This window comes from Marinobacter changyiensis (assembly GCF_009193265.1).
GTDB classification, from domain to species: Bacteria; Pseudomonadota; Gammaproteobacteria; order Pseudomonadales; family Oleiphilaceae; genus Marinobacter; species Marinobacter changyiensis.
Map to the genome: position 1 here is coordinate 156776 of NZ_VZZZ01000003.1, position 22497 is coordinate 179272.

Genomic DNA, 22497 nt, shown 5'->3' on the forward strand with positions numbered 1-22497 from the left:
ACACCAAACAGGTAAAGGGGAAAGTCCGAAGCTTACCGATCTCCGGATGTTACCAGGCCGTTGACACCGAACTCGGAATCCAGCGTTTTTTTGGCTTTCTCGGCGTCGCTTTTTTCAGCAAATGGCCCCGAGAACACCCGGGTAAAGGTGGTGTCACCCCGCTCTATCCGCTGGATATGGGAGTCGTAACCTTTTGCCCGCACGTTGTCACGAAGGCGGCGAGCGTTATCGGCGTTACCAAAACTACCCAATTGCACTACCCAGGCACCCTCAAGGGAGCGGGTGAACTCCGCCGACTCGGTCTCTTGGGCAGATTGTGAGCCGGCCTCAGGTTGTGGCTGTGTCGGAGCCGGGCTTGTCGTAGCCGGACTGTCGAACGGCTCTGGTTGCGGCTCTGACTGCGAGTCGGTGGCACTGAAGGTTGGTGCTGGCGGTGCTACCGGGTTCTGCCGAGCGGCGGGCAACTCGGCATCAGGTCTTGGCTGCTCCGCTGTAACGCCCGGCGCAGGTTCTTCCAGACGGTAGGAAGGCGCCTCTTCAGCAAACACGGGTGGCGTCTCTACTTCGGGAAATGGCGGCTGCTCGGGAATATCGATGACACGAGCTGAACGCTCGGTGTGAGGCTCGTCAAAAAGCATTGGCACAAAGATAACTGCCAATGACACCAGAACCACAGCCCCGATTACCCGTTGCTTGAGTCCATCCACGTTAACTGCTCCTCCTGTGAAATCCACCACCCGAATATTGGGCCACCTAACCATTAATCACTGCGGATACTAACCGGCGACACGTTATAACTCAAAAGCCCTGCCGGTCCATGACTGATCTTTAATAACGTTATGCAGCCGCTTCAGACTACGTTCAGATCGCTTCTGGCTTGCGCAACCACGAAAAAAGAGCCGAACACAATCACGATGTCTTTTGCCTCCGCCTGCGATAATGCCAGATCCAGGGCCTCGCTGACGGTGTTTGAAACAGTGAATACCTGATGATCGGGTAAAACCCGCCCCAATCGCTCTGCGAGCTCAGCCCCCTCAACCCCTCTCGGGACTGAAAGCCCCGCGGGCAGCCAATGGTCCACAACGCCTGCCATGGCTGCCACTACCCCTTGGGTGTCCTTGTCAGTGAGGCAACCGTAAACCGCAAATATCTCGACACCTTCCCTCTTCAGCGATTCCAGTCTGCGGGCCAGCCAGCGAGCGGCGTGGGGATTGTGCCCCACATCGGCGTAAACGGCAGGCGCCGTGCCAATGAGCTCGAACCGCCCCGGCATCCTCACTGCCTGAAGGCTATCTCTGATGATCTGATCGGTAATTTCAGGCTGCAGCAAGCAGCTTGCCTGCACCGCGGCGGCCACCGACGTCTCCGGCAACGGACTCGCAGGCACCCGGATGCATCGTCCTGACGCTACCATATTGATCGATAGGCCAGTTCTCTCAACAGTAACCGAATAATCCGTTCCGTATTGCAACAATGGCACTTTCTGGGCAATGGCTTGTTGCACCACAGAGCTTGGAGGTTCCGCATCCGCATAGATTGCAGGCTTGCCAAACCTCAGAATGCCGGCCTTCTCAAAGCCAATGGATTCGCGATCCGTGCCGAGCAAGGCTGTATGGTCAATATCTATCGACGTGATAATGGCGAACTCGGCGTCAAGGACGTTGACCGCATCCAGACGACCACCCAGACCGACCTCAAGAATCCAGTCCTCTACACCTCGCGCTTGCATAATCAGAAACGCAGCCAGGGTACTGAATTCGAAATACGTCAGGGACACATTGCGACGGGCCGCATCAATGGTTTCAAACGCTGAAATGATCTCGCCATCTTGGACGTCCGAACCGTTGATCCGTATACGTTCGTTGTAGCGACTAAGGTGGGGCGACGTGTACGCGCCAGTTGCCCGCCCTGCCCCGCGCAAGATGGCCTCCAGGCAGGTAACCGTACTGCCTTTGCCGTTGGTGCCAGCAACGGTTATGACCCGTGCTTTAATCGGCCCGGGGAACAGGCGTCGCAACACCACAAGCACGCGATCAAGGCCAAGGTCAATTTCCGAAGGGTGAACGGTTTCCAGGTAACCAAGCCACTGATCCAGAGAGGCGCCAGTGGCTGGTGCGGTCGGCAGTGGCTCGTTGTGATCAGGCTTCCGGGGCATTGAGTTCCGGCTTCTCCGACACTTCAAATTCGATGGGGGCTTCTTCAGCCGGCCGCTCCTGCCCGGTGAACTTTGCCAGCACTGCGGCTATCCGCTCCCGCATCTTGTGACGGTGCAGAATCATGTCGATAGCGCCGTGTTCGAGCAGGAACTCACTGCGTTGAAACCCCTCAGGCAATTTTTCCCGTACCGTCTGCTCGATAACCCGAGGGCCGGCAAAGCCGATAAGAGCATTGGGTTCGGCAATGTTCAGATCACCCAGCATAGCCAGGCTGGCTGAAACCCCACCAAAGACCGGGTCTGTGAGCACCGAAATGTAGGGGATGCCTTGCTGTTTCATCCGTTCCAGAACCGCTGCGGTTTTGGACATCTGCATCAACGACAGGATGGCCTCCTGCATCCGGGCACCGCCGCTGGCAGAAAAACAGACCAGCGGGATACGCTCCTCCAATGCAACATTCGCGGCACGTACGAACTTCTCACCGACTACCTGCCCCATGGAGCCACCCATGAAGTTGAACTCGAATGAGCATGCAACCAGCGGCACACCCAGGGTGGTGCCCCGGATGACAACCAGAGCGTCTTTCTCCCCCGTGGATTTCTGAGCCTGGGCGAGACGCTCTTTATAGCGTTTCGTATCCTTGAACTTCAGGCGATCCCAGGGCTCCAGCTCAGAGGCAAGTTCTTCCCGACCGTCTTCGTCGAGAAAAATATCCAGGCGACGACGCGCGGTAACACGCATGTGATGATTGCACTTCGGACAAACATCGAGATTCTTGTCCAGCTCAGGCTTGTAGAGAAAAGCCCCACACTTCGGACACTTTTTCCAAAGCCCCTCGGGCACACTGGTGCGCTGTTTGGATTCCGAGCGAATCATGCTCGGCATAATCTTGTCCAGCCAGTTACTCATGTTGTCATCCTGTCCTTTGATGCTTGCCAGTCAGAGCGTGTGGTGCTGAATCAGGAAGCAAGTCCGTCCAGCGCTTGACGCATTGGGTGCAGAAGATCCGTCAGAGCTTTTTTGAGCTGTGCCGGGTCATCCTGATTTCGGGCTATTGTATCGACCAGCACGCTGCCGACAATTACACCATCGGATACCCACCCGACCGCAGCGGCTGTTTCTGCATCGCGAATGCCAAAGCCAACGGCCACCGGCAGCGCTGTCAGTTCGTGAATATGCTTAACCTTGGCAGCGACCTCTTCCACATTGATATTGGAAGCACCGGTCACACCCTTAAAAGAAACATAGTACACATAACCGGAACAGTGCTCGCTGATTGCACTGATTCTTTCATCCGTGGTCGTTGGGGCAAGCAGGAAAATGGCGTCAAGATGGCGCGCCGTAAACAGCGGTGCCACCTGATCCGCCTCTTCCGGCGGCAAATCAACGGTCAGAATGCCATCGACGCCTGAATCCACTGCCGAATCAGCAAACGCTTCGAACCCCATGGCCTCCATCGGGTTGAGGTATCCCATCAGCACGACCGGGGTTGAGTCATCGGTTTCCCGAAATGTCTTGACCATACCCAGAACCTGCCGCAAGGAAGTCCCGTGCACCAGCGCTCGCTCACAAGCGTGCTGTATCACCGGGCCATCCGCCATGGGGTCAGAAAACGGCACACCGAGCTCAATAATATCAGCACCGGCAGCCACCAGCGTGTGCATCAGACCAACTGTTTGATCCGGGGCCGGGTCGCCGGCAGTAATGTACGGGATCAGTGCCTTGCGGCCCTGGTCTTTCAATGCCTTCATCACGCCTTCGATGCGACTCATGCCTGCTCCTCTGTCAATGGCAATCCGTATTAAAGCTCAATACCGTCAAGTTGCGCCACGGTATGAATATCCTTGTCCCCACGCCCGGACACGTTGATCACAACGATCTTGTCCTTATCCATTTCCGCTGCCAGCTTCATGGTGTAAGCCACGGCATGGGCGGTTTCAAGGGCCGGCATGATACCCTCAATCCGGGTCAGTTTGCGGAAGCCATCCAGCGCTTCGTCATCAGTGACCGACACATAATGCGCCCGGCCGATGTCTTTGAGCCAGCTATGCTCCGGCCCTACACCCGGGTAGTCAAGGCCGGCACTGACTGAATGAGTACTGGAAATCTGGCCATTCTCGTCTTCCATCAGATAGGTTCGATTGCCGTGCAGCACGCCGGGTCGACCAGCGGACAGAGGTGCCGCATGTTTACCGGTCTCAATACCGAGACCACCGGCCTCTACGCCATAAAGTTCCACAGACTCATCGGTAAAGAACGGGTAGAACATACCGATCGCATTGGAGCCCCCACCGACACAGGCCACCAGTGCATCGGGCAATCTGCCCGCCTGCTTCAGACACTGCTCGCGGGTTTCGCGACCAATGACGGCCTGGAAGTCGCGCACCAATAATGGATAGGGATGAGGACCTGCCACGGTACCAATGATATAGAAGGTGTCGTCTACATTGGTCACCCAGTCGCGCATGGCGTCGTTCATGGCATCTTTGAGAGTTCGGGTACCGCTGGTCACCGGGTGGACCTGAGCCCCAAGCAGCTTCATCCTGAAGACATTCAGTGACTGACGCTGCACGTCCTCCGCGCCCATAAAGACATGACACTCAAGCCCCAGGCGTGCGCACACAGTCGCAGTGGCGACACCGTGCTGACCCGCACCGGTTTCGGCAATCACACGCTTCTTACCCAGAAAACTGGCCAGCAGGGCCTGTCCGATGGTGTTGTTGATCTTATGGGCGCCGGTATGATTGAGATCTTCGCGTTTTAGCCAGATCTGTGCGCCACCAACAACTTTGGTCAGTCTTTCTGCGAAATAAAGCGGGCTCGGACGACCAACGTAATGGGCCAGATCGTAATCAAACTGGGCCTGGAATTCCGGATCTTTCTTCAACCGGAGATATTCTTTCTCCAGGGTCATAAGGGAGTCCATCAGGGTTTCCGACACGAATCGCCCGCCATAATCACCGAAATGGCCGCGGGTGTCGGGTAGCATCGCCAGCATATCTTCAGTCAGTTTTATCGACACGGTGAACCTCTCTCAAAAAATCATTCATGCGAGCGACATCCTTGATGCCTTTCTCGCGCTCAACACCACCACTCACATCGACAGCCCACGGCCTGACCTGCGTTATAGCACGGGCCACATTATCAGAGTCCAACCCACCGGCCAATATAAGCGGCAATGGACGCTCTGAAGGAATCAAACACCAGTCAAAGCCCTTCCCCGTTCCGCCATAACGCTCTGGATCGTAGGCGTCAACCAGCAGCCCTGAGGCGTTCTGGTAAGCATCAAAGGCGTTTACAATATCCGCTTCGGAAGTAACCCGCACCGCCTTGATCCAGCGGCGGCCGAACTGCTGACAGAATTCCGGTGACTCGTCACCGTGAAATTGCAGAGTGTCCAGCGGAACTCGTGCCAAAACGCTTTCAACAAAAGCCTTTGTCGGATTCACGAACAGGCCTACCACATTAACAAAAGCGGGAACTGAACGAGCGATTTCAGATGCTGAAACAAGATCCACCGATCTTGGACTGGATTCATAAAAGACCAGACCAATAGCGTCGGCCCCTCTGTCTGCAGCCGCGAGCGCGTCGTGTAGGGTGGTGATACCACATATTTTGGTACGAACACTCATCCGTTTTCGCTCATTATGTCATTTCCCCATGGGCGTACAAAACCTGGCCCCGGCATGCTTTTCGGTATCCCGAAATGATCAGGGTAACCTACGTCAACCAGATAAAGCCCATCTGGCGGCGCAGTCACACCCGCCAACTTGCGGTCTCTTCCTGTGAGTATCTCATGAATCCAGCGCTCCGGTCGCTTGCCGGAACCCACCGCCATGAGTGCACCGGCAATGTTCCGAACCATGTGATGAAGGAATGCATTGGCCTTCACATCCAGCACCAGATATTCACCGTGTCGCCTGATCTCAATGAAATCCAGACGACGGTTTGGTGTTCTCGATTGACATCCAGCGGCCCGAAACGCGGAGAAATCATGTTCGCCAAGTAACACCTGGGCTGCCCTGTTCATGACTTCAGCTTCGAGCGGGCGAAATGTCCAGGATATCTGTTTCCTCAAAATGCCCGGGCGCACCTCATGATTGAAAATAATATACCGATAGCGTCGAAAAGTGGCCGAAAAACGGGCGTGGAAATCTTCAGCCACGGCTCCGGCCCAGTGTACCGCTGCAGCCGGTGGCAATCCGGTATTGATGCCCATCACCCACGCTCGCATATCACGCACCGACGGGGTATCAAAGTGCACGACCTGGTAACTGGCGTGAACTCCGGCATCGGTTCGCCCGGCACAGACCAGTTCAACGGGGTGGTCTGCCACCCTGGATATAGCCTTCACCAAGGCACCTTCTATGGACGGTACGCCTGACTTCTGGAATTGCCAGCCATGGTATCCGGCACCGTCATATTCGAACACCAGAGCGACACGACCGTTACCTATCGGGGTGTCGGTTGTTAATTTAAGCGGAGTCTGAAACAAGAGGTCTACCGGCTATTGATACAAGGTGAAATGCAAAAACGCCGGTTACCTTCAGGTAACCGGCGTTTTGCGCGCTATGTTGCAATTATAAAGGATCAGGCCATATCTTTAAGAAGGTCCTGTGCTTCCGTTTTTTGTTCACTACTCCCTTCAATGGACACTTCCTCGAGAATATCCCGGGCGCCATCCGAATCTCCCATTTCGATGTAGGCACGGGCCAGATCAAGCTTGGTAGCTGCTTCATCAGTACCAGACAGGAAATCGAAGTCGTCGTCATCGCCCAGATCAGACTCATCAATATCCCGGCTGACTGACCTTGCAGACCCGGCGATTGATTGCTCACCACTCCGGTCCGCATCTGGCTTAACAAGCGGTGCGCCTTCATCGGCGCCCAACTCATCTTCGAGAGACGGTATGTCGTCGGAATTTTCTCCGTTATCCGCCACTTCTTCCATCAGCGCCAGATCCTCATCGGAGACATCTAACTCAAGATCAACAAGACTTTCATCAGAGTCCAGCGCCTCTTCATCACTGTCTTCGCTCGCGACTTTTTCAAGCTCCGCATCGAGCTCGTCCAGAAAGGACTCGTCGAGTGACCCGTCTTCGGAGGTGGTCAGCACATCGTCTTCCAAGGAGGGTAATTCGTCCTCGTCCTCGTCCTCTTCTGGCAGGCGATCGATAGCTCCATCATCGTCCAGATCAAGGGAGGCAAACTCGTCAGATTCGTCGGCAGTGCTGACAACAGAACTTTTCGGTTGATCGTCGGTTTCAAAACCGATACTCAACTCATCGAGCTCACTGTCTGAAAGATCATCCTCCAGCGTGTCCTCAGCTTGCAGCGCATCGTCACCGGATGGCTTTCCAAGATCTAAAATGTCGTACTCAAAGGGTTTGTCGGCCTCTTCAAGCTCTTCACTTTCCAAAGAATTGTCCAGGTCATCCTCAAGTTCGAAGTCTTCAAATGAGGTATCAAACTCACTATCGCGCGGCTCCATTTCAGGTGCTTCATTGAATGAGTAAGAAGCCTCTTCCCTGCTGCCTTCCGAAGACACATCAGAGACGTAAGGATCAGAACGCAGCTGAGATTCGAGATCATCGATGCTGGGCATGGCTTCGGCTTCATCCAGGCGAACCCTCAGCCCAGAAGCTTCCTCAATTGCCTGCTCGTCCTCCAGGGTTTCCAGTTCACTGAACTGCCTCTCGAATGCGCCACGATCATTACTGTCGGCATAGACCGCAAGCAACTTCAGACGTAAATCCGCACGGCCAGGCGCGCGGGGAATGGCAGTTTCCAGAGAATGTGCAGCCTGATCCAACCGACCGTACGCAATATAGACGTCGGCGTCTGCAATCGGGTCACTTTCGCCCTGGGGCTCACCGGGTTCTTCCTGTTCATCAAGCGTCAGATCGAAAGCTTCGGAATCGTTGTCTGAATCACTGTTGAGTTGCTCGTAAAACGCCTTTTCACGGTTCGCGTTGCGACGAGCAAGCAGTAGCAGCAATAGCAGTAACAGAATCAGACCGCCGCCAAGTGCAATCTGGTATAGCGGATTGTTGGTGATCGCATCTATCGCATTGCCCAGGAACCCCTTGTCAACGGCAGGCTCTGCGGGAGGGATTTTGGCCACAGGCTGCTGTTCGGCAGGCTCTGCTGGTGAGGTAGCCGTTAGGTCCGAACCCGCATCCACGGCTGTTTCGCCATCGATCAAGGTCTGACCGGATTCCGGCTGCTGCCCTGCAACAGTCCCGGAAGTGTCACCCTGAGCGCTCTCATTGACTGCCTCTGAGGTTTCCTGGTCGGCTGCCTCAGCGGCCAGATCACTACCGACACCTGTATCCGCAGTGCTATCAGCATCTGTTTCCGGGGCATTATCGCCAACTGCCCCGGTACCGTCTTCGGTAGTGGCCCCATCTGATACAGACGGGTCTTCTGCCTGAGCCATGGTCTGCAAGTCAGCCAACTGAGAATCTTTCAGTTCTATCAGTCGCTGCAGGGTTTCGACCTGGGACTGAAGGTCATCAACCCGTGTCGTCAGCTCCTCGTTCTCACGGCGCGACTGGTCCAGCGTTTCCAGGGCCACGGCACGATCCACGTCCGAGCCACCGATACTGCTGCCATCCGATCCCGCAGACGCACCGTCCTCTGATGTCCGCGGCCCATCGCCAGGTACAATTAACCGAAGCTCATCACCGCTTTGGCCAATGGCTGATCCTGAGGCGACAGTTTGTGGTGCCTGATCGGTGCCATCCACTTCCCGTGCGGGACGAGTTAGCGCTTCATTCTGGGCAGTCACCTGGCGGACAGCTTCGGCACGGGTCCGGGCCTGAATCTGGTCAAGACTCGGAATACGTAACACTTCCCCCCGCTTGAGCTTATTGATGTTGCTATCAATAAAGGCATCCGGGTTCAGATCCTGCAGTGCCAGCATGACCTGCTGAGGAGTGAGACTATCATTCGGCCGAACAGCCGTGGCAATCCCCCACAGCGTGTCAGAAGCACTGGTCGGCCCAAATGTGTTACCTGCAGACACCCTGGAGGAAGACGTGGAGGTCTGACGCTGAGACTGCCGAGTCGGGGCGGCCTGTTGCCGGGAAGATTCCGGGCGGGCGGCCGAAGAAGACGGGGCTTGCACCTGCTCCTGGAGCCCGGATTCTTCGGCATAAACCGGCGGATCTACCAGAACGGCATACTCACGCATCAGTCGACCGCTGGGCCAGGTGACTTCCAACAGAAAGTTGAGGTATGGCTCACGCACCGGCTCACGGGAAGTGACGTTGACCATCAATTCGCCGTTGGGTGACGTAACAACCTCAAATCTGAGATTGCTAAGGAAAAAGTCTCGGGTAAGACCAAGCCTTTCGTAACTTTGCTGGGATGCGAGTTCGACGAATACTTCGTCAGGACTGACACCGTCAGTTTTCAACAGACGGATGTCTGCATCCAATGGCTCGTTAAGAAAGGACTGAAGTTCTACTTCACCCAACCCAAGTGCCTGAGCAACACCAGAGCCAAGCCCTCCTGCCAACGCCAGGGCAACCGCAAGCTTGCGTACCTTCATGCTTTTTCCTTACCAGTCTCCGTTATTCGGCACTGCTTTTTCAAACAGAATCGGACGAGGTTGGATGACTTTCGTCTTGATATGTCTAGTTATTATGGGTGTTACCGAATCTTCATCCGCGCAAGTATTGTTGATAAAGCCAGTTTTATCAATCAATCACATACATTCATTGGACCATTCTTTCACGAAGTTGGTGGAACTTACTGTCAACACTGGTTTCAGTCTGTAACCAAGTGATTATGAAACGTGACAAGAGGTTAAATAATGATCAGAAGCAGCGCAAATATCCCGCTCGTAAAAATAACAGGAGCGAAGACTGTTTACAGCCTTCGCTCCTGTTAAATTACGCAATACCGTACTCAGTTCCGTTTTTTCGCGGTTGAAACCGCTCCTACGATTCACCTGAGCACTGGCAGGCTTCCTGTAGAAGCGCTTTCAACCGCGATCCCCTGGCATTCAAACCATCCAATCAGCGCTCCTGCAAAATCCTCAGCATGCGCCTGAGCGGTTCCGCCGCCCCCCAGAGCAACTGGTCCCCGACGGTAAAGGCAGAAATATACTCCGGCCCCATCGCCAACTTTCGAATACGTCCGATCGGCACGCTCAGGGTCCCGGTGACCTTCGCCGGGGTCAGCTCCCGGATGCTGGCATCCCGCTCGTTGGGAATAACTTTCACCCAGTCATTGGCATCCGCCAGGATTGACTCTATTTCGCTTATCGGCAGATCTTTACGGAGTTTGATGGTTAAAGCCTGACTATGGCTTCGCATCGCACCAATACGCACACATATGCCATCAATCGGAATCGGCTGATCGCTGCGGCCCAGAATCTTGTTGGTCTCACACTGAGCTTTCCATTCTTCCTTGCTCTGGCCGTTATCCAGTTGTTTGTCGATAAACGGAATCAGGCTGCCGGCCAGTGGCACTTCGAAATGCTCGGTCGGGAATCCTTCAGAGCGCAGGGTTTCGGTGACCTTCCGGTCAATCTCCAGAATGGCCGATGATGGCTGATCCAGGAGATCGCCGACGCTGTCTCGCAGCTCCCCCATCTGGGACAGCAGCTCACGCATGTTCTGGGCACCGGAGCCGGAGGCCGCCTGATAGGTCATGGGGGAGACCCACTCGATCAGGTCTTTCTCCAGCAAGCCCCCTAAAGCCAGCATCATCAGGCTCACGGTGCAATTGCCACCGATATAATCCTTGATGCCTTTGTCCAGGGCCTCATCGATGACGTTCCGGTTAACAGGGTCCAGCACAATAACCGAATGATCCGCCATACGCAGCGTGGATGCCGCATCTATCCAGTAACCCTGCCAACCCGCTTCACGGAGTTTCGGGAAAACTTCGCTGGTGTAATCACCACCCTGACAGGTCACGATCACATCAAGCTCTTTCAATGCGTCCAGATCAAATGCGTTCTTTAGTGCTGGCACATCTGCTTTGCCAACATCGGGCGCAGGTTGTCCGGCCTGGGACGTCGAAAAGAACACCGGGTTAATATCGGCGAAATCGTTTTCTTCCTGCATACGCTGCATGAGCACGGAACCAACCATGCCACGCCAGCCAACTAGTCCAACTCGCTTCATATGCGACCTTTGAACCTCACTTTATGCCAACCCTGAACCTGTCTCGCCGGTTCAGGACCGGATGGATGATCCCGCGGTCACGGCATCGTGCTACCGTCGGGTCTGAAAATCTTTTAAATCAGAGCGCTGCCAGTACAGCCTCGCCCATTTCCCGGGTGCTTACCCGGCGGCCATCTGCTGACATGATGTCGGCAGTTCTCAGACCTTGATCCAGAACACTGCTGACGGCGGCTTCGATCGCACAAGCCGCCTCTTCGGCCTTCAGGCTGTATCGCAACATCATGGCTACCGACAGAATGGTTGCCAGAGGGTTGGCAATACCCTGCCCGGCAATATCCGGTGCTGACCCATGGCACGGCTCATACATACCCTGCTTTTCGGAATTCAGAGCGGCTGAGGGCAACATGCCGATGGAGCCGGTCAGCATAGCCGCTTCGTCAGAAAGAATATCACCAAACATGTTACCGGTCACAATCACATCGAACTGTTTCGGGGCGCGAACCAGCTGCATGGCAGCGTTGTCGACATACATGTGGCTGAGTTCGACCTCGGGATAGTCCCTCGCGAGCTCATTCATGACCTCACGCCACAGCACCGTCACCTCCAGTACGTTGGCCTTATCTACGGAACACAGCTTGCCGTTGCGCTGCCGGGCCGCTTCAAAGGCAACACGGCCGATGCGGCGAATTTCAGACTCGCTGTAGACATAAGTATTGAAACCCTGACGCTCGCCGTTCTCCAGCACACGTTCACCCCGTGGTTGGCCGAAATAGATACCACCGGTGAGCTCGCGCACAATGAGAATATCCAGCCCGGAAACGACTTCCGGCTTCAGCGATGAAGCGGAGGCCAGCTGCGGGTAAAGGATTGCAGGTCGCAGATTGGCAAAGAGCTCCAGCCCTGAACGCAGCCCCAACAAACCTTTTTCGGGCCGCAACGCCATCTCGAGGTGATCCCACTTAGGGCCTCCAACCGCTCCAAGCAGAATCGCATCCGCCTTCCGGGCTTTATCCAGGGTTTCTTTCGGCAGCGGGCCGCCGGTGGCATCAATAGCGGCGCCACCCACCAGGGCTGTATCAAAATCCAGGTTCAGGTCAAAAGTGTCATTGACCTTGCGCAGAACTTTGTCGGCTTCTGCCACAATTTCCGGGCCTATGCCGTCACCGGGCAATAACAGTACTGACTGGCTCATTCATCCTTCCCTTTTTCAGTGAAACAACCAGGGCGCACTCTGCCGCCGGGCGTCCTCGTATTGTTTGATCAGTTCGGCATTTTCCAGGGTGACCCCGATATCATCAAGACCATTCAGCAGACAGTGACGGCGGAAGTCGTCTACCTCGAAGCTGAAGGACTCACCGGAAGGCGTCACTACCGATTTATTCTCCAGGTCGACTGCTAACTCGTAACCTTCGGAAGCTTCACATTCACCAAATAACTGATCAACAACTTGTTCATCAAGAACAATAGGTAACAGGCCATTCTTAAAGCAATTATTATAGAAAATGTCGGCGAAGCTCGGGGCGATAATGACCCGGAAACCATAGTCATCCAACGCCCAGGGCGCGTGCTCACGACTCGAGCCGCAGCCAAAATTACGTCGTGCCAGCAACACACTGGCGTTTTTGTATCTGGGCTGGTTGAGCACGAAATCAGGGTTCAGAGGGCGCTCGGAGCAATCCTGATCCGGCTGGCCCTCATCCAGATAGCGCGCTGCATCAAACAGGTTGGGTCCGAACCCGGTACGCTTGATGGACTTGAGAAACTGTTTCGGAATAATCAGGTCCGTATCCACATTGGCGCGGTCCATGGGAGCGACGATTCCTTTGTGTTGCTTTAACGGGCGCATGGCGTTCTCCTCAGTGGATTAATTCGCGAACGTCGGTGAAATGGCCGGCAATCGCTGCGGCTGCTGCCATCGCCGGGCTAACCAGATGACTGCGGCCACCAAAGCCCTGCCGACCCTCGAAATTCCGGTTTGACGTCGAGGCGCAATGCTCGCCCTGACCGAGCTTGTCCGCGTTCATTGCAAGACACATGGAACAGCCGGGGTCACGCCACTCAAGGCCCGCCTCCAGGAATATCCGGTCCAACCCTTCCTGTTCCGCCTGTGCCTTTACCAGGCCAGAACCGGGCACCACCATCGCTTGCTTGAGCGTGGGCGACACTGTGCGGCCTTTTACCACCGCTGCAGCCTCCCGGAGATCCTCGATTCGGGAGTTGGTGCAAGAGCCGATAAACACCCGATCAAGCCGGATGTCGGAAATCGGCATGTTCGCGGTCAGGCCCATGTATTTGAGTGCCCGGACAATACCCTCACGCTTGATGGGGTCCGCTTCGTTCGCGGGGTCCGGCACCTGGCCGTCGATGCCGGTCACCATCTCCGGTGACGTGCCCCAGGTGACCTGCGGGCCGATGTCAGCAGCATCCAGCACCACCACTTTATCGAATACCGCGTCAGCATCACTGTGCAGGGTGCGCCAATGTTCGACAGCCCGGTCCCAGGATTCACCGGATGGCGAGAACGGACGACCCCGGACATAATTAATCGTGGTGTCATCCACGGCGACCATACCTACCCTGGCACCGGCTTCGATGGCCATGTTGCAGATCGTCATCCGGCCCTCCATGGAAAGCTCACGAATGGCCTCCCCACCGAATTCGATCGCACACCCGGTACCGCCAGCAGTGCCAATTTTACCAATGATAGCCAGCACCACATCTTTGCCGGTGACCCCCGGCGCCAGGGTGCCGTCTACGCGAACCAGCATGTTCCTCATTTTCTGCTGAACCAGGCACTGGGTCGCCAGTACATGCTCGACTTCCGAGGTTCCGATACCGTGGGCCAGAGTTCCGAATGCCCCGTGGGTAGAGGTGTGAGAGTCACCGCAGACAATCGACATACCCGGCAGGGTCACACCCTGCTCCGGACCGATGACATGCACGATACCCTGACGCTGGTCCTTGATCTTGAATTCCAAAATCCCGAACTCGTCACAATTGTTGTCGAGGGTCTCAACCTGAATCCGCGACACCGGATCAACAATGCCGTCGATGCCAAGATTACGGTCGGTGGTCGGCACGTTATGGTCCGGCGTCGCCAGATTGGCATCCAGCCGCCAGGGTTTGCGACCTGCCAATCGCAGCCCTTCGAATGCTTGCGGCGATGTCACTTCGTGCAGCAGATGCCGGTCGATGTAGATCAGCGCAGAGCCGTCGTCCCGCTGTTTGACCAGATGGTCATCCCACAATTTGTCGTATAACGTCTTGCCCGCCATGGAAGCCTCCAAAGGCTTAGTGTCCGAGAATAGTTCTAAATATAGTTCTTGAGAATAGTTCCGAGAGCCCTGTCAGATCACCAAATGATATACCCGGCTGGCGCATAACCTCAATTCATGTTTATTATAAACTCTATTCCACTTTGGAATTAGATTGAAGGTGACTGTATGGATACCCAAGTGTTAGCGGCCTTTCTGGCGGTGGTCGACGAAGGCTCCTTCTCGGAAGCCGCGGACGCTCTTCATCTTACCCAGCCCGCCGTCAGCAAACGCGTAGCGACCCTTGAAAACCAGCTGGGTGCACTGGTAATTGATCGAAGCCAACGCAAACTCCGGCTAACGGATGCTGGTACGCGCCTGCTACCCCACGCTCGCCGCATCCTCGATGAATTGCACAACGCCCGACTGTCGTTGTCAGCCTTCGAAGGTGACGTGCGTGGCCAGCTGTCGCTGATTGCCAGCCACCACATCGGACTTCATCACTTGCCCGCCTGGCTCCGTCGGCTGAACCGGGACTTTCCGGAGGTCAGTCTCAGCCTCCAGTTCATGGATTCCGAAAGTGCTTTCGACCAGATGCGCAAGCGTAGTGCAGAGCTTGCCTTCGTTACCTTGAATGAAAGCATGGATCGCAGCTTCGAGATACATACCCGCTGGCCAGACCCCATGGCGTTTGTGGTCGGCAATGAACACACCCTCACCGAAGTTGCCATGCCCTCTCTGCGGGACCTCGCCCACTTTCCAGCGCTGTTACCAGATAAGGGCACGGCCACTTACCGTGCAATCAGTGCCCTGTTTCTGGATGCAGACCTGACACTGAAACCGCAAATGCCAACCAACTACTTGGAAACCATCAAAATGATGACAAGTGTCGGGCTGGGCTGGAGCGTGCTGCCCCGAAGCATGGTGGATGAATCACTGACGGTCCTTGCGATCAACCAGGATGTTTCGCGGGTCCTGGGGGCCGTCGGCCTGCGAGGAAGAACCTTATCGGCACCGGCGAGAACCCTGCTGGACATTGCGGCAGAGCTTCACTGAGGCGCTGCTGCGACCGGCGGCGGTCGCAGCCATAACCAGGCCACCACCAGCGCGAGAGCAATCGCAGCCGCACTGCCCCAGAATGCCAGCGGCGTGCCGGCGGCATCAACGATGAAACCGGAGAGCCAGGCTCCGATCGCACCCCCGGCCCCAAACGTGAGACCGCTATAAAGTGCCTGCCCCTGGCCATGATGATGCTGGCCAAAATACCCCTGTATGTATTGAACCGAAATGGCATGCAACGCACCATAGGAGGCCGCGTGCAGGCACTGGGCAATGACCAGCAACACCAGTACGTCCGATACTTCCGCGATCATGATCCAACGCAGTAGCGTGAGCGATAACGCAGTCAGGGCAATCTGACGGACGCTGAACGCGCGCATGATGCGGTGCATGATCAGAAAAATACCAATTTCCGCCACCACGCCCAACGACCAGAGCAGACCAGTGGCCAGTTTGCCATAGCCGATTTTTTCAAGATGGATGCTGAAGAAGGTGTAGTAGGCGCCATGGGACACTTGCAACAACATGTTCATGACAAAAAATGCCAGCACCGCAGGGTCCGACACAATCGTCACCAGGCGGTCTCTGGCACCCGTTGGTGGCTTGATTGTCGGGCGCTCTGACGGCACCAGGAAAGAGGCCATCACGATGCCCCCGAACAGTGGAAGCAACAGCCAGGGCAGCCAGTCCAGGGGTAGAATGTCGAGCAGCCAGCCGATTCCGGCAACCGAGACAATGAACCCCACCGATCCCCAGAGCCGCACCCGACCGTATCGTTCCCGGTCCCTGCCCAGCCCCGTCAGGGTGATGACTTCGTAAAGCGGAAGAATGGCGTTCCAGAAAAAGGTAAACACCAGCATGACCAGCAGCAAGCCATAGAACCCGGGCTCCAGAAACACGCCCAGAAAACAAAGAGCGCCCAGCACTGAGCCAAAACGCACTAGCCGCACCCGACGACCCGAACGATCCCCCAACCAGCCCCAGACATTCGGCGCTATGACCTTGGTCAGCTGGATAGTCGCCATCAGGGTAGCGATCTCCAGATAACTGAACCCCCGTCCCTCCAGGTACAGCGACCAATAGGGCAACAACGCCCCCAGCAGGGCAAAGAACCAGAAATAGAGATTGGACAATCGCCAGTAAATAGCGGTCACCTGTGGGTTACGGGGGCACCATCAACGGGGACTGGGCTGAAAGCCCTATCGCCCGGACTCGATATCCGGAGTGGATACCACGACATCCGCATTCTGACCACGATGCCGGAGGTAGTGATCCATCAGCACGATGGCCATCATGGCCTCGGCAATAGGCGTTGCACGGATACCGACACAGGGGTCATGACGTCCGGTGGTGATAACGTCCACCGGCTCACCGCGCTCATTAATACTGCGCCCCGGTAATCGCAGACTGGACGTTGGCTTGAGGGCGATACTGGCCAGGATCGGTTGCCCGGAGGAAATTCCCCCCAACACACCACCGGCATGGTTCGACAGGAAACCCTCCGGCGTCATCTCATCCCGATGCTCGGTGCCCTTCTGGGCGATGCAGTCAAAACCGGCGCCAATCTCCACACCCTTGACGGCGTTAATGCTCATCAGGGCATGGGCAAGATCGGCGTCAAGGCGATCGAACACCGGTTCGCCCAGTCCCGGGGGTACGTGGTCGGCGACGACATTGATCCGGGCGCCTACCGAGTTGCCTTCCTTGCGTAGGGCATCCATGTACTGCTCCAGTTCTGCCACCTTGTCGGCATCGGGGCAGAAAAACGGATTTTTATGAACCTGGGACCAGTCCAGTTTGTCGATGACGATGGGACCCAGCTGCGCCAGGTAACCCCGTATCCTGATACCAAGGCGCTCCTGCAAAAACTTGCGCGCCACTGCACCCGCTGCGACCCGCATGGCAGTCTCCCGGGCCGATGACCGACCCCCACCGCGATAATCCCGTAAACCGTATTTGTGCTGGTAAGTGTAGTCTGCGTGCGCCGGGCGGAACTGCTCGGATATTTTCGAGTAATCTTTCGAGCGCTGGTCGGTGTTCTCGATCACCATACCGATCGGGGTGCCCGTGGTTTTACCCTCGAACACACCGGACAGAATGCGGACTTCATCCGCTTCTCTGCGCTGGGTTGTATGTCGGGAAGTTCCGGGCTTGCGCCGGTCCAGATCGCCCTGGATGTCGGCTTCAGACAGTTCCAGCCCTGGTGGACAGCCATCGATGATGCACCCAAGAGCCAGGCCATGGCTCTCACCGAAGGTGGTCACACTAAACAGCTTACCGAAAGTATTTCCAGACATAATTCAGCATCTTATATTGTTAGATTAAACCAGATTCTACTTCTTCGCGGCCGACCTCTCGACCAGGTCTTCGGCCGTCAGCAGAAACACCCCGTCGCCACCCCGCTCAAACTCCAGCCAGATAAACGGCAGGTTCGGGTAGGCTTCTTCGAGGGCAGGCCAGCTGTTACCCACTTCTACAATCAACAGGCCGCCAGGATTCAGGTGATCGGCCGCTTTGGCCAGAATACGATGAGCAATCTCGAGACCGTCATGACCCGCTGCAAGCCCCAGCACTGGCTCATGATGAAATTCGTCCGGCATGCTGGCGATATCACCGGCATCAACATACGGAGGATTGCTCAGGATGAGATCATATCGTCCGTCAAGCTGGGCGAAAACGTCGGATTGCACTGTTCTGACGCGGTCACCCACCTCATGCATGGCGATGTTGGCTTCTGCCACGGCCAATGCGTCCGTTGATATGTCGGACAGATCAACCTCGGCTTCGTCAAAAACCGTCGCTGCCGCAATACCGATACAGCCGCTGCCTGTACACAGATCCAGAATGCGCGCCACAGTGTAATCGCCAAGCCAGGGTTGAATGCCCGACGCAATAAGCTCCGCCAACGGCGAACGCGGTACCAGCACACGTTCATCAACCTGGAACGGCATACCCATGAACCAGGCTTCTCCCAACAGATACGCCAAGGGTATGCGCTGGTCGATCCGCTGCTCAAGCCGCTCCAGAATCCGGTGACGCTCGTCCCAGGTCAGGTTGGCGTCCAGAAACAGCGTATTGTTCTCCAAAGGCAGATGCAGGGTACGCATCACCAGCTGTACCGCCTCATCCCACACATTGTCAGTGCCGTGACCATAAAAAAGATCCGACGCGGCAAATCGTGAAGTTGCATAGCGCAGAAAATCACGGACGGTTTTCAATTCATCAATCGGGTGAGTCACAGATGGCTGGCTCCTGGATTCCTGGGTGGCGTTGATTCCCGCCGCTGAGCCGCATTATACGTGGTTGTTAAGACATCTGCAGCCCGAAAGCGGCGCTGCCGGGAAAGCCTGGAAAATCCACGCTACAGTGACAACGCCCCGGAGCTGCTCTCATCGCGTTCGAAACGATCCAGGGCCGCCATCATGCGTTCCCGGCCCAACTGGATCAGCTCCGGGGCCTTATGATAGTCATAGGTACTGCAGGCATTTTTCGGGATATTGATCAGCAGATCCGGCGGATACCCTGCCAGCTTGTACTGCACCAATGCATTTTGCATGGTTTCAATGGCCAGGTTCATCACATCAAACTTGCCGATACCGAGCTTGTCCCAGGCGATGGTGTCAGGATCTTCATCGGGTTTGTGGTCAGAATGCTTTTTCTCGATTTCTTTCTTGTGCGCTTCTTTACTGATTTTTTCTTCGGCAGTCTCTTCAACGCCCGGTGGCTTGCCGCCAAAACTTTTCAACAGGTCCCAGTCAAACCAACGGGATGCCTTCCCGCGCATTCTGCCGACCCACTCCTCGAGATCACTGTCCGGCTCATCGGCAAAGGCTGCATCCAGTATGCGATGGCGCCGGTCATCTTCGCCACTGAGGTTTACGGCAAAAATAAGGTCAGCGTGGGATGAGATCGTCGGTACGATCGGCAAAGGATTCAGCAAAGCGCCATCCACCAGCACGCGACCGTTGAGCACGACCGGCGTGACCACACTCGGAATGGCCACGGAAGCGCGAATGGCCTTGTGAAGAGGCCCTTCCTGAAACCAGATTTCCTTGTGGGCTAAAAGATCCGTGGCCACCGCCGTAAACGAGATGGGCAAGTCCTCAATCCGGATATCCCCCAGCATGTCCCGCACCACCGTAAATATCTTCTCGCCCCGAATCGCTCCGGCCGCTGACAGCGAGATATCCAGCAGCTTCAACACGTCAAACTGACCCAGCCCGGTAACCCAGTCCTTGTAGTCCTTCATTTTACCAGCAGCGTAAACACCGCCGATCAAGGCCCCCATGGAACAGCCGGAAATCGAAATAATCTCGTAATCCCGCTCTACCAAAGCTTCGATTGCGCCGATATGGGCATAACCCCTGGCACCACCACTCCCCAGAGTCAGGGCAACGGTTTTTCGCTTGGGCGGTTTTGTCTTCGTGACCCCGCTGTCAGATTGGCCCTGAACAGCCAGTTTGTCAGAGGTGACTGCGGCGGATTTGCCAGCGGCGACCTGATTTTCGCTGCGAGTCTCACCCGCCTTGCCCTTATCGTCCGGGGCGTGTTCTGCCGGGTCGGGAGCCTTACTCATCCGCTGTATCTCCATGGCTTCTGGTATGTCAGGCTCAAGGAGCCCTGACCACCATAATTTCGATTCTGTCACCCTGTCGTCCGGGGTCACTAAAGGCGAGCGCAGGCCCGACAATGATCGGCGTTATCTGATCTTTGCTAACGCCGCTTTTACCAAGCAACACGGTCATCGACTCTACAGCATCCCTGGCCCGACGCATGGATTCTTCCAATTCCGCCTGATCTCCAAGAGTCGAATAGCTCACCAGCAACACTTTATCGGTGTCGGACTGCGTCCAGCTCTGCAGGAGCCGGCGGTCATTGGCATCCCAGTCAAATCGGTAAGTCACACCGCCCGACCAGGGCACGATAATTGGCCCGCGCAAACGGGAGGAACTGGCGTGAAACCCCGGTATCACCGAGCCTTCGGGAACGGAGAACTGCTCTATCCATGCGTATTCCCGTTGGTTGCCCCGAGTCACGGTGTAAACCAGCACCACTTGGATAGCGCCCTCGGCGTCCCGGTAAGCAGCAGCAAGATAATCCTGATCGGCGTCGCGGCCATAAAGTGTGGCCTCATTAAATATCTGATTCGCCCATACGTTGCTTCGACCGCAGTCCCTACCGGTACAGTCGAACAAGGTGACCGCATTACGCGCGGCCAACTCTTGCAGATAGTAATCCCTGGCTTCATCGCGACCCGAGTCCGGACTGATTTGCAATCTCTGGCCCACACCCTGTACAGCCAGCCGGACCATCGAAGCAGACCGAATCTCATTGTTGACTTCCCGAACGGCACTCAGCAAGACCCGATGGCTCGGTGAGACAATCGGGCGTTCTGATTCGACAGTAGCCAGCGGAAAGGGCTCTATCTTTTCCGCTTGCGCGGTGGAGACCCCCAGCATTAAAAGCGCCAGACAACCAATAACACGACCGAAACCGAGAACATTAAAGCTCATGAAACAAAAACCCCCTGACCGCGCCCTTTACCGGACCGGTATCACCATCAAGGTGACAATGATGTGAACCTGGTACTACGACCTGCTTGAAGGAAGGGACTGCCTCGAGCCTCGATTGCCAGGATTTTCTGGCACTCAGGAGACCGTTTTCAGCGAGAATCAGGAGCGTATCGGTGTTGACCGCCTGTAAAAAAGCAATCGCCTGGGCTTCGGTATACATCATCGGTGATGGATGCCGCAGTTTCGGGTCAGTCCTCCATGCAAGGCCGTCATGCAAAGGTTTCAGGTTGCGCGGCACCAGCGTCATCGCGGCCTGATGAGAAAGCGGACTAAGTCCGCCCTCTCGCGCTTTTGCGGCGTCAACGAGGGTTGCATAATGGGCCCTGCGTCCTGATCCTGCGATGCGCTTTACAATGTTCTTTCGAAGCTGACTGACAACATCATCCTCCGCTTTGGTAATCGGCCCGAGACTGTCGATCATGACCAGCTTGCGAACCTTGTCCGGAAAGGCGGCTGTATACAGCATGGCGACAATTCCACCAAGAGAATGAGCGACCAGATCAACCGGCTGCTCAAACTCGCTGTCAATGAGCATGGCCAGGTCGGCAACGTAATCTGCCAGCAAATAATTCTGACCCGATGGCCTGTGGTCTGACAAGCCATGCCCCGCCAGATCCACCGCGTAAACGTCAGTAAAGTCCTGTAGGCTCGGCGCCAGATGACTGAAAGAAAGGCTGTTGTCCAGCCAGCCATGAAGCATAATCACGGGCGAACGCCGGGCCGAAGATGCCTTCACGGGCCAGTGAAGACCTGCCAGGATTATGTGCGGCAACGACCAGCGCATTTCATGGCAGCTTGCCGCGCTAGCCTGACTGGGTTCGGATACGAGAGATTGGGTCATTGAACCGGGTAGTGCCTTACATGGTGTGGGTCGGTCGGTCTGAGCTCAGGGCACCAGCAAGATAGGATTCAATCTTGTTCTTGGCGGTTTCATCGTCACTGTTGAACTGAACGCCGATGCCCGCTGCACGGTTGCCCTGAGCTCCTTTCGGCGTAATCCAGACAACTTTGCCGGCTACCGGGATTTTCTCCGGTTCGTCCATGAGGTTAAGCAACAAAAAAACCTCATCGCCAAGCTGGTACTGCTTCTGGGTGGGTATAAAAAGGCCACCCTGGCGTATATAAGGCATATACGCCGCATATAGCACCGCTTTATCCTTGATTGTCAGGGTCAGAATGCCACTGCGTGCACCGATACCAGGCCCCATAACTTAATCCTTCCATCAACGTTATTGTCTTGACAGCGTTGCCGCCTTGCCCGTCACATTAACCTGTTAACGAATCATAGCAGGCCTGATAACGATTCACCTTGGCAC

The 22497-nt window shown here is 55.8% G+C and carries 20 protein-coding genes; 1 reads left to right on the forward strand and 19 read right to left on the reverse strand.

Features of this window, described 5'->3' with window-relative positions; all coding sequences use genetic code 11:
* Window positions 1-32 precede the first annotated feature (32 nt).
* The 12 genes from F6Y09_RS09500 to leuC form a co-directional block, all read right to left on the reverse strand.
* The gene (locus F6Y09_RS09500; RefSeq protein ID WP_152206700.1) at window positions 33-707 is read right to left on the reverse strand and encodes an SPOR domain-containing protein; all 675 of its coding nucleotides are present in this window, start codon (window positions 705-707) and stop codon (window positions 33-35) included.
* Window positions 708-850: 143 nt separating this feature from the next.
* Window positions 851-2155 carry a bifunctional tetrahydrofolate synthase/dihydrofolate synthase gene (gene folC / locus F6Y09_RS09505; RefSeq protein ID WP_152206701.1) on the reverse strand — a complete coding sequence of 435 codons (1305 nt, stop codon included), beginning with the start codon at window positions 2153-2155 and terminating at the stop codon, window positions 851-853.
* Window positions 2139-3065 (reverse strand): acetyl-CoA carboxylase, carboxyltransferase subunit beta, encoded by a 927-nt coding sequence (accD, locus tag F6Y09_RS09510; protein ID WP_152206702.1) that lies wholly within the window; start codon window positions 3063-3065, stop codon window positions 2139-2141. Before accD ends, folC begins: the two co-directional genes overlap by 17 nt.
* A gap of 50 nt (window positions 3066-3115) precedes the next feature.
* Window positions 3116-3928 carry a tryptophan synthase subunit alpha gene (trpA, locus tag F6Y09_RS09515; RefSeq protein ID WP_152206703.1) on the reverse strand — a complete coding sequence of 271 codons (813 nt, stop codon included), beginning with the start codon at window positions 3926-3928 and terminating at the stop codon, window positions 3116-3118.
* Between the two features lie 29 nt (window positions 3929-3957).
* Window positions 3958-5166 (reverse strand): tryptophan synthase subunit beta, encoded by a 1209-nt coding sequence (trpB, locus tag F6Y09_RS09520; protein ID WP_425481841.1) that lies wholly within the window; start codon window positions 5164-5166, stop codon window positions 3958-3960.
* The gene (locus F6Y09_RS09525) at window positions 5159-5788 is read right to left on the reverse strand and encodes a phosphoribosylanthranilate isomerase (RefSeq protein ID WP_152206705.1); all 630 of its coding nucleotides are present in this window, start codon (window positions 5786-5788) and stop codon (window positions 5159-5161) included. Before F6Y09_RS09525 ends, trpB begins: the two co-directional genes overlap by 8 nt.
* Complete coding sequence (truA, locus tag F6Y09_RS09530) at window positions 5785-6651, reverse strand: tRNA pseudouridine(38-40) synthase TruA (RefSeq protein ID WP_152206706.1); 867 nt, start codon at window positions 6649-6651, stop codon at window positions 5785-5787. The genes F6Y09_RS09525 and truA overlap by 4 nt, the downstream gene beginning before the upstream one ends.
* 95 nt (window positions 6652-6746) lie before the next feature.
* The gene (locus F6Y09_RS09535; RefSeq protein ID WP_152206707.1) at window positions 6747-9710 is read right to left on the reverse strand and encodes a FimV/HubP family polar landmark protein; all 2964 of its coding nucleotides are present in this window, start codon (window positions 9708-9710) and stop codon (window positions 6747-6749) included.
* A gap of 469 nt (window positions 9711-10179) precedes the next feature.
* Window positions 10180-11295 (reverse strand): aspartate-semialdehyde dehydrogenase, encoded by a 1116-nt coding sequence (asd, locus tag F6Y09_RS09540; protein WP_152206708.1) that lies wholly within the window; start codon window positions 11293-11295, stop codon window positions 10180-10182.
* Window positions 11296-11413: 118 nt separating this feature from the next.
* A complete protein-coding gene (gene leuB / locus F6Y09_RS09545; protein WP_152206709.1) occupies window positions 11414-12487 on the reverse strand; it encodes a 3-isopropylmalate dehydrogenase in 1074 nt (357 codons plus the stop codon).
* A 15-nt stretch (window positions 12488-12502) separates the two neighbouring features.
* Window positions 12503-13141 carry a 3-isopropylmalate dehydratase small subunit gene (gene leuD / locus F6Y09_RS09550; RefSeq protein WP_152206710.1) on the reverse strand — a complete coding sequence of 213 codons (639 nt, stop codon included), beginning with the start codon at window positions 13139-13141 and terminating at the stop codon, window positions 12503-12505.
* Window positions 13142-13151: 10 nt separating this feature from the next.
* Complete coding sequence (gene leuC, locus F6Y09_RS09555; RefSeq protein ID WP_152206711.1) at window positions 13152-14570, reverse strand: 3-isopropylmalate dehydratase large subunit; 1419 nt, start codon at window positions 14568-14570, stop codon at window positions 13152-13154.
* 168 nt (window positions 14571-14738) lie between these two features.
* Between leuC and F6Y09_RS09560 the strand changes: the two genes are divergently transcribed.
* Complete coding sequence (locus tag F6Y09_RS09560) at window positions 14739-15605, forward strand: LysR family transcriptional regulator (RefSeq protein WP_152206712.1); 867 nt, start codon at window positions 14739-14741, stop codon at window positions 15603-15605.
* Here F6Y09_RS09560 and F6Y09_RS09565 read toward each other — a convergent pair.
* The 7 genes from F6Y09_RS09565 to F6Y09_RS09595 all read right to left on the reverse strand — a co-directional run bounded on the left by F6Y09_RS09565 (window position 15599) and on the right by F6Y09_RS09595 (window position 22389).
* Window positions 15599-16762, reverse strand: coding sequence for an MFS transporter (locus tag F6Y09_RS09565; protein ID WP_179959387.1), 1164 nt, complete (start codon window positions 16760-16762; stop codon window positions 15599-15601). The genes F6Y09_RS09560 and F6Y09_RS09565 overlap by 7 nt on opposite strands.
* 45 nt (window positions 16763-16807) lie before the next feature.
* Entirely contained in the window at window positions 16808-17905 is a 1098-nt protein-coding gene (gene aroC, locus F6Y09_RS09570) for a chorismate synthase (RefSeq protein ID WP_152206713.1), read from the reverse strand.
* 36 nt (window positions 17906-17941) lie between these two features.
* Window positions 17942-18847, reverse strand: a complete 906-nt coding sequence (gene prmB, locus F6Y09_RS09575) for a 50S ribosomal protein L3 N(5)-glutamine methyltransferase (protein ID WP_152206714.1) — start codon at window positions 18845-18847, stop codon at window positions 17942-17944.
* Between the two features lie 122 nt (window positions 18848-18969).
* Window positions 18970-20184, reverse strand: a complete 1215-nt coding sequence (locus tag F6Y09_RS09580) for a patatin-like phospholipase family protein (protein ID WP_152206715.1) — start codon at window positions 20182-20184, stop codon at window positions 18970-18972.
* A 34-nt stretch (window positions 20185-20218) separates the two neighbouring features.
* Entirely contained in the window at window positions 20219-21121 is a 903-nt protein-coding gene (locus F6Y09_RS09585) for a DUF4892 domain-containing protein (RefSeq protein ID WP_152206716.1), read from the reverse strand.
* Window positions 21111-21887 carry an alpha/beta fold hydrolase gene (locus tag F6Y09_RS09590; RefSeq protein WP_281347883.1) on the reverse strand — a complete coding sequence of 259 codons (777 nt, stop codon included), beginning with the start codon at window positions 21885-21887 and terminating at the stop codon, window positions 21111-21113. The genes F6Y09_RS09585 and F6Y09_RS09590 overlap by 11 nt, the downstream gene beginning before the upstream one ends.
* 151 nt (window positions 21888-22038) lie before the next feature.
* Window positions 22039-22389, reverse strand: coding sequence for a PilZ domain-containing protein (locus tag F6Y09_RS09595; RefSeq protein WP_152206718.1), 351 nt, complete (start codon window positions 22387-22389; stop codon window positions 22039-22041).
* Window positions 22390-22497: the final 108 nt, after the last annotated feature.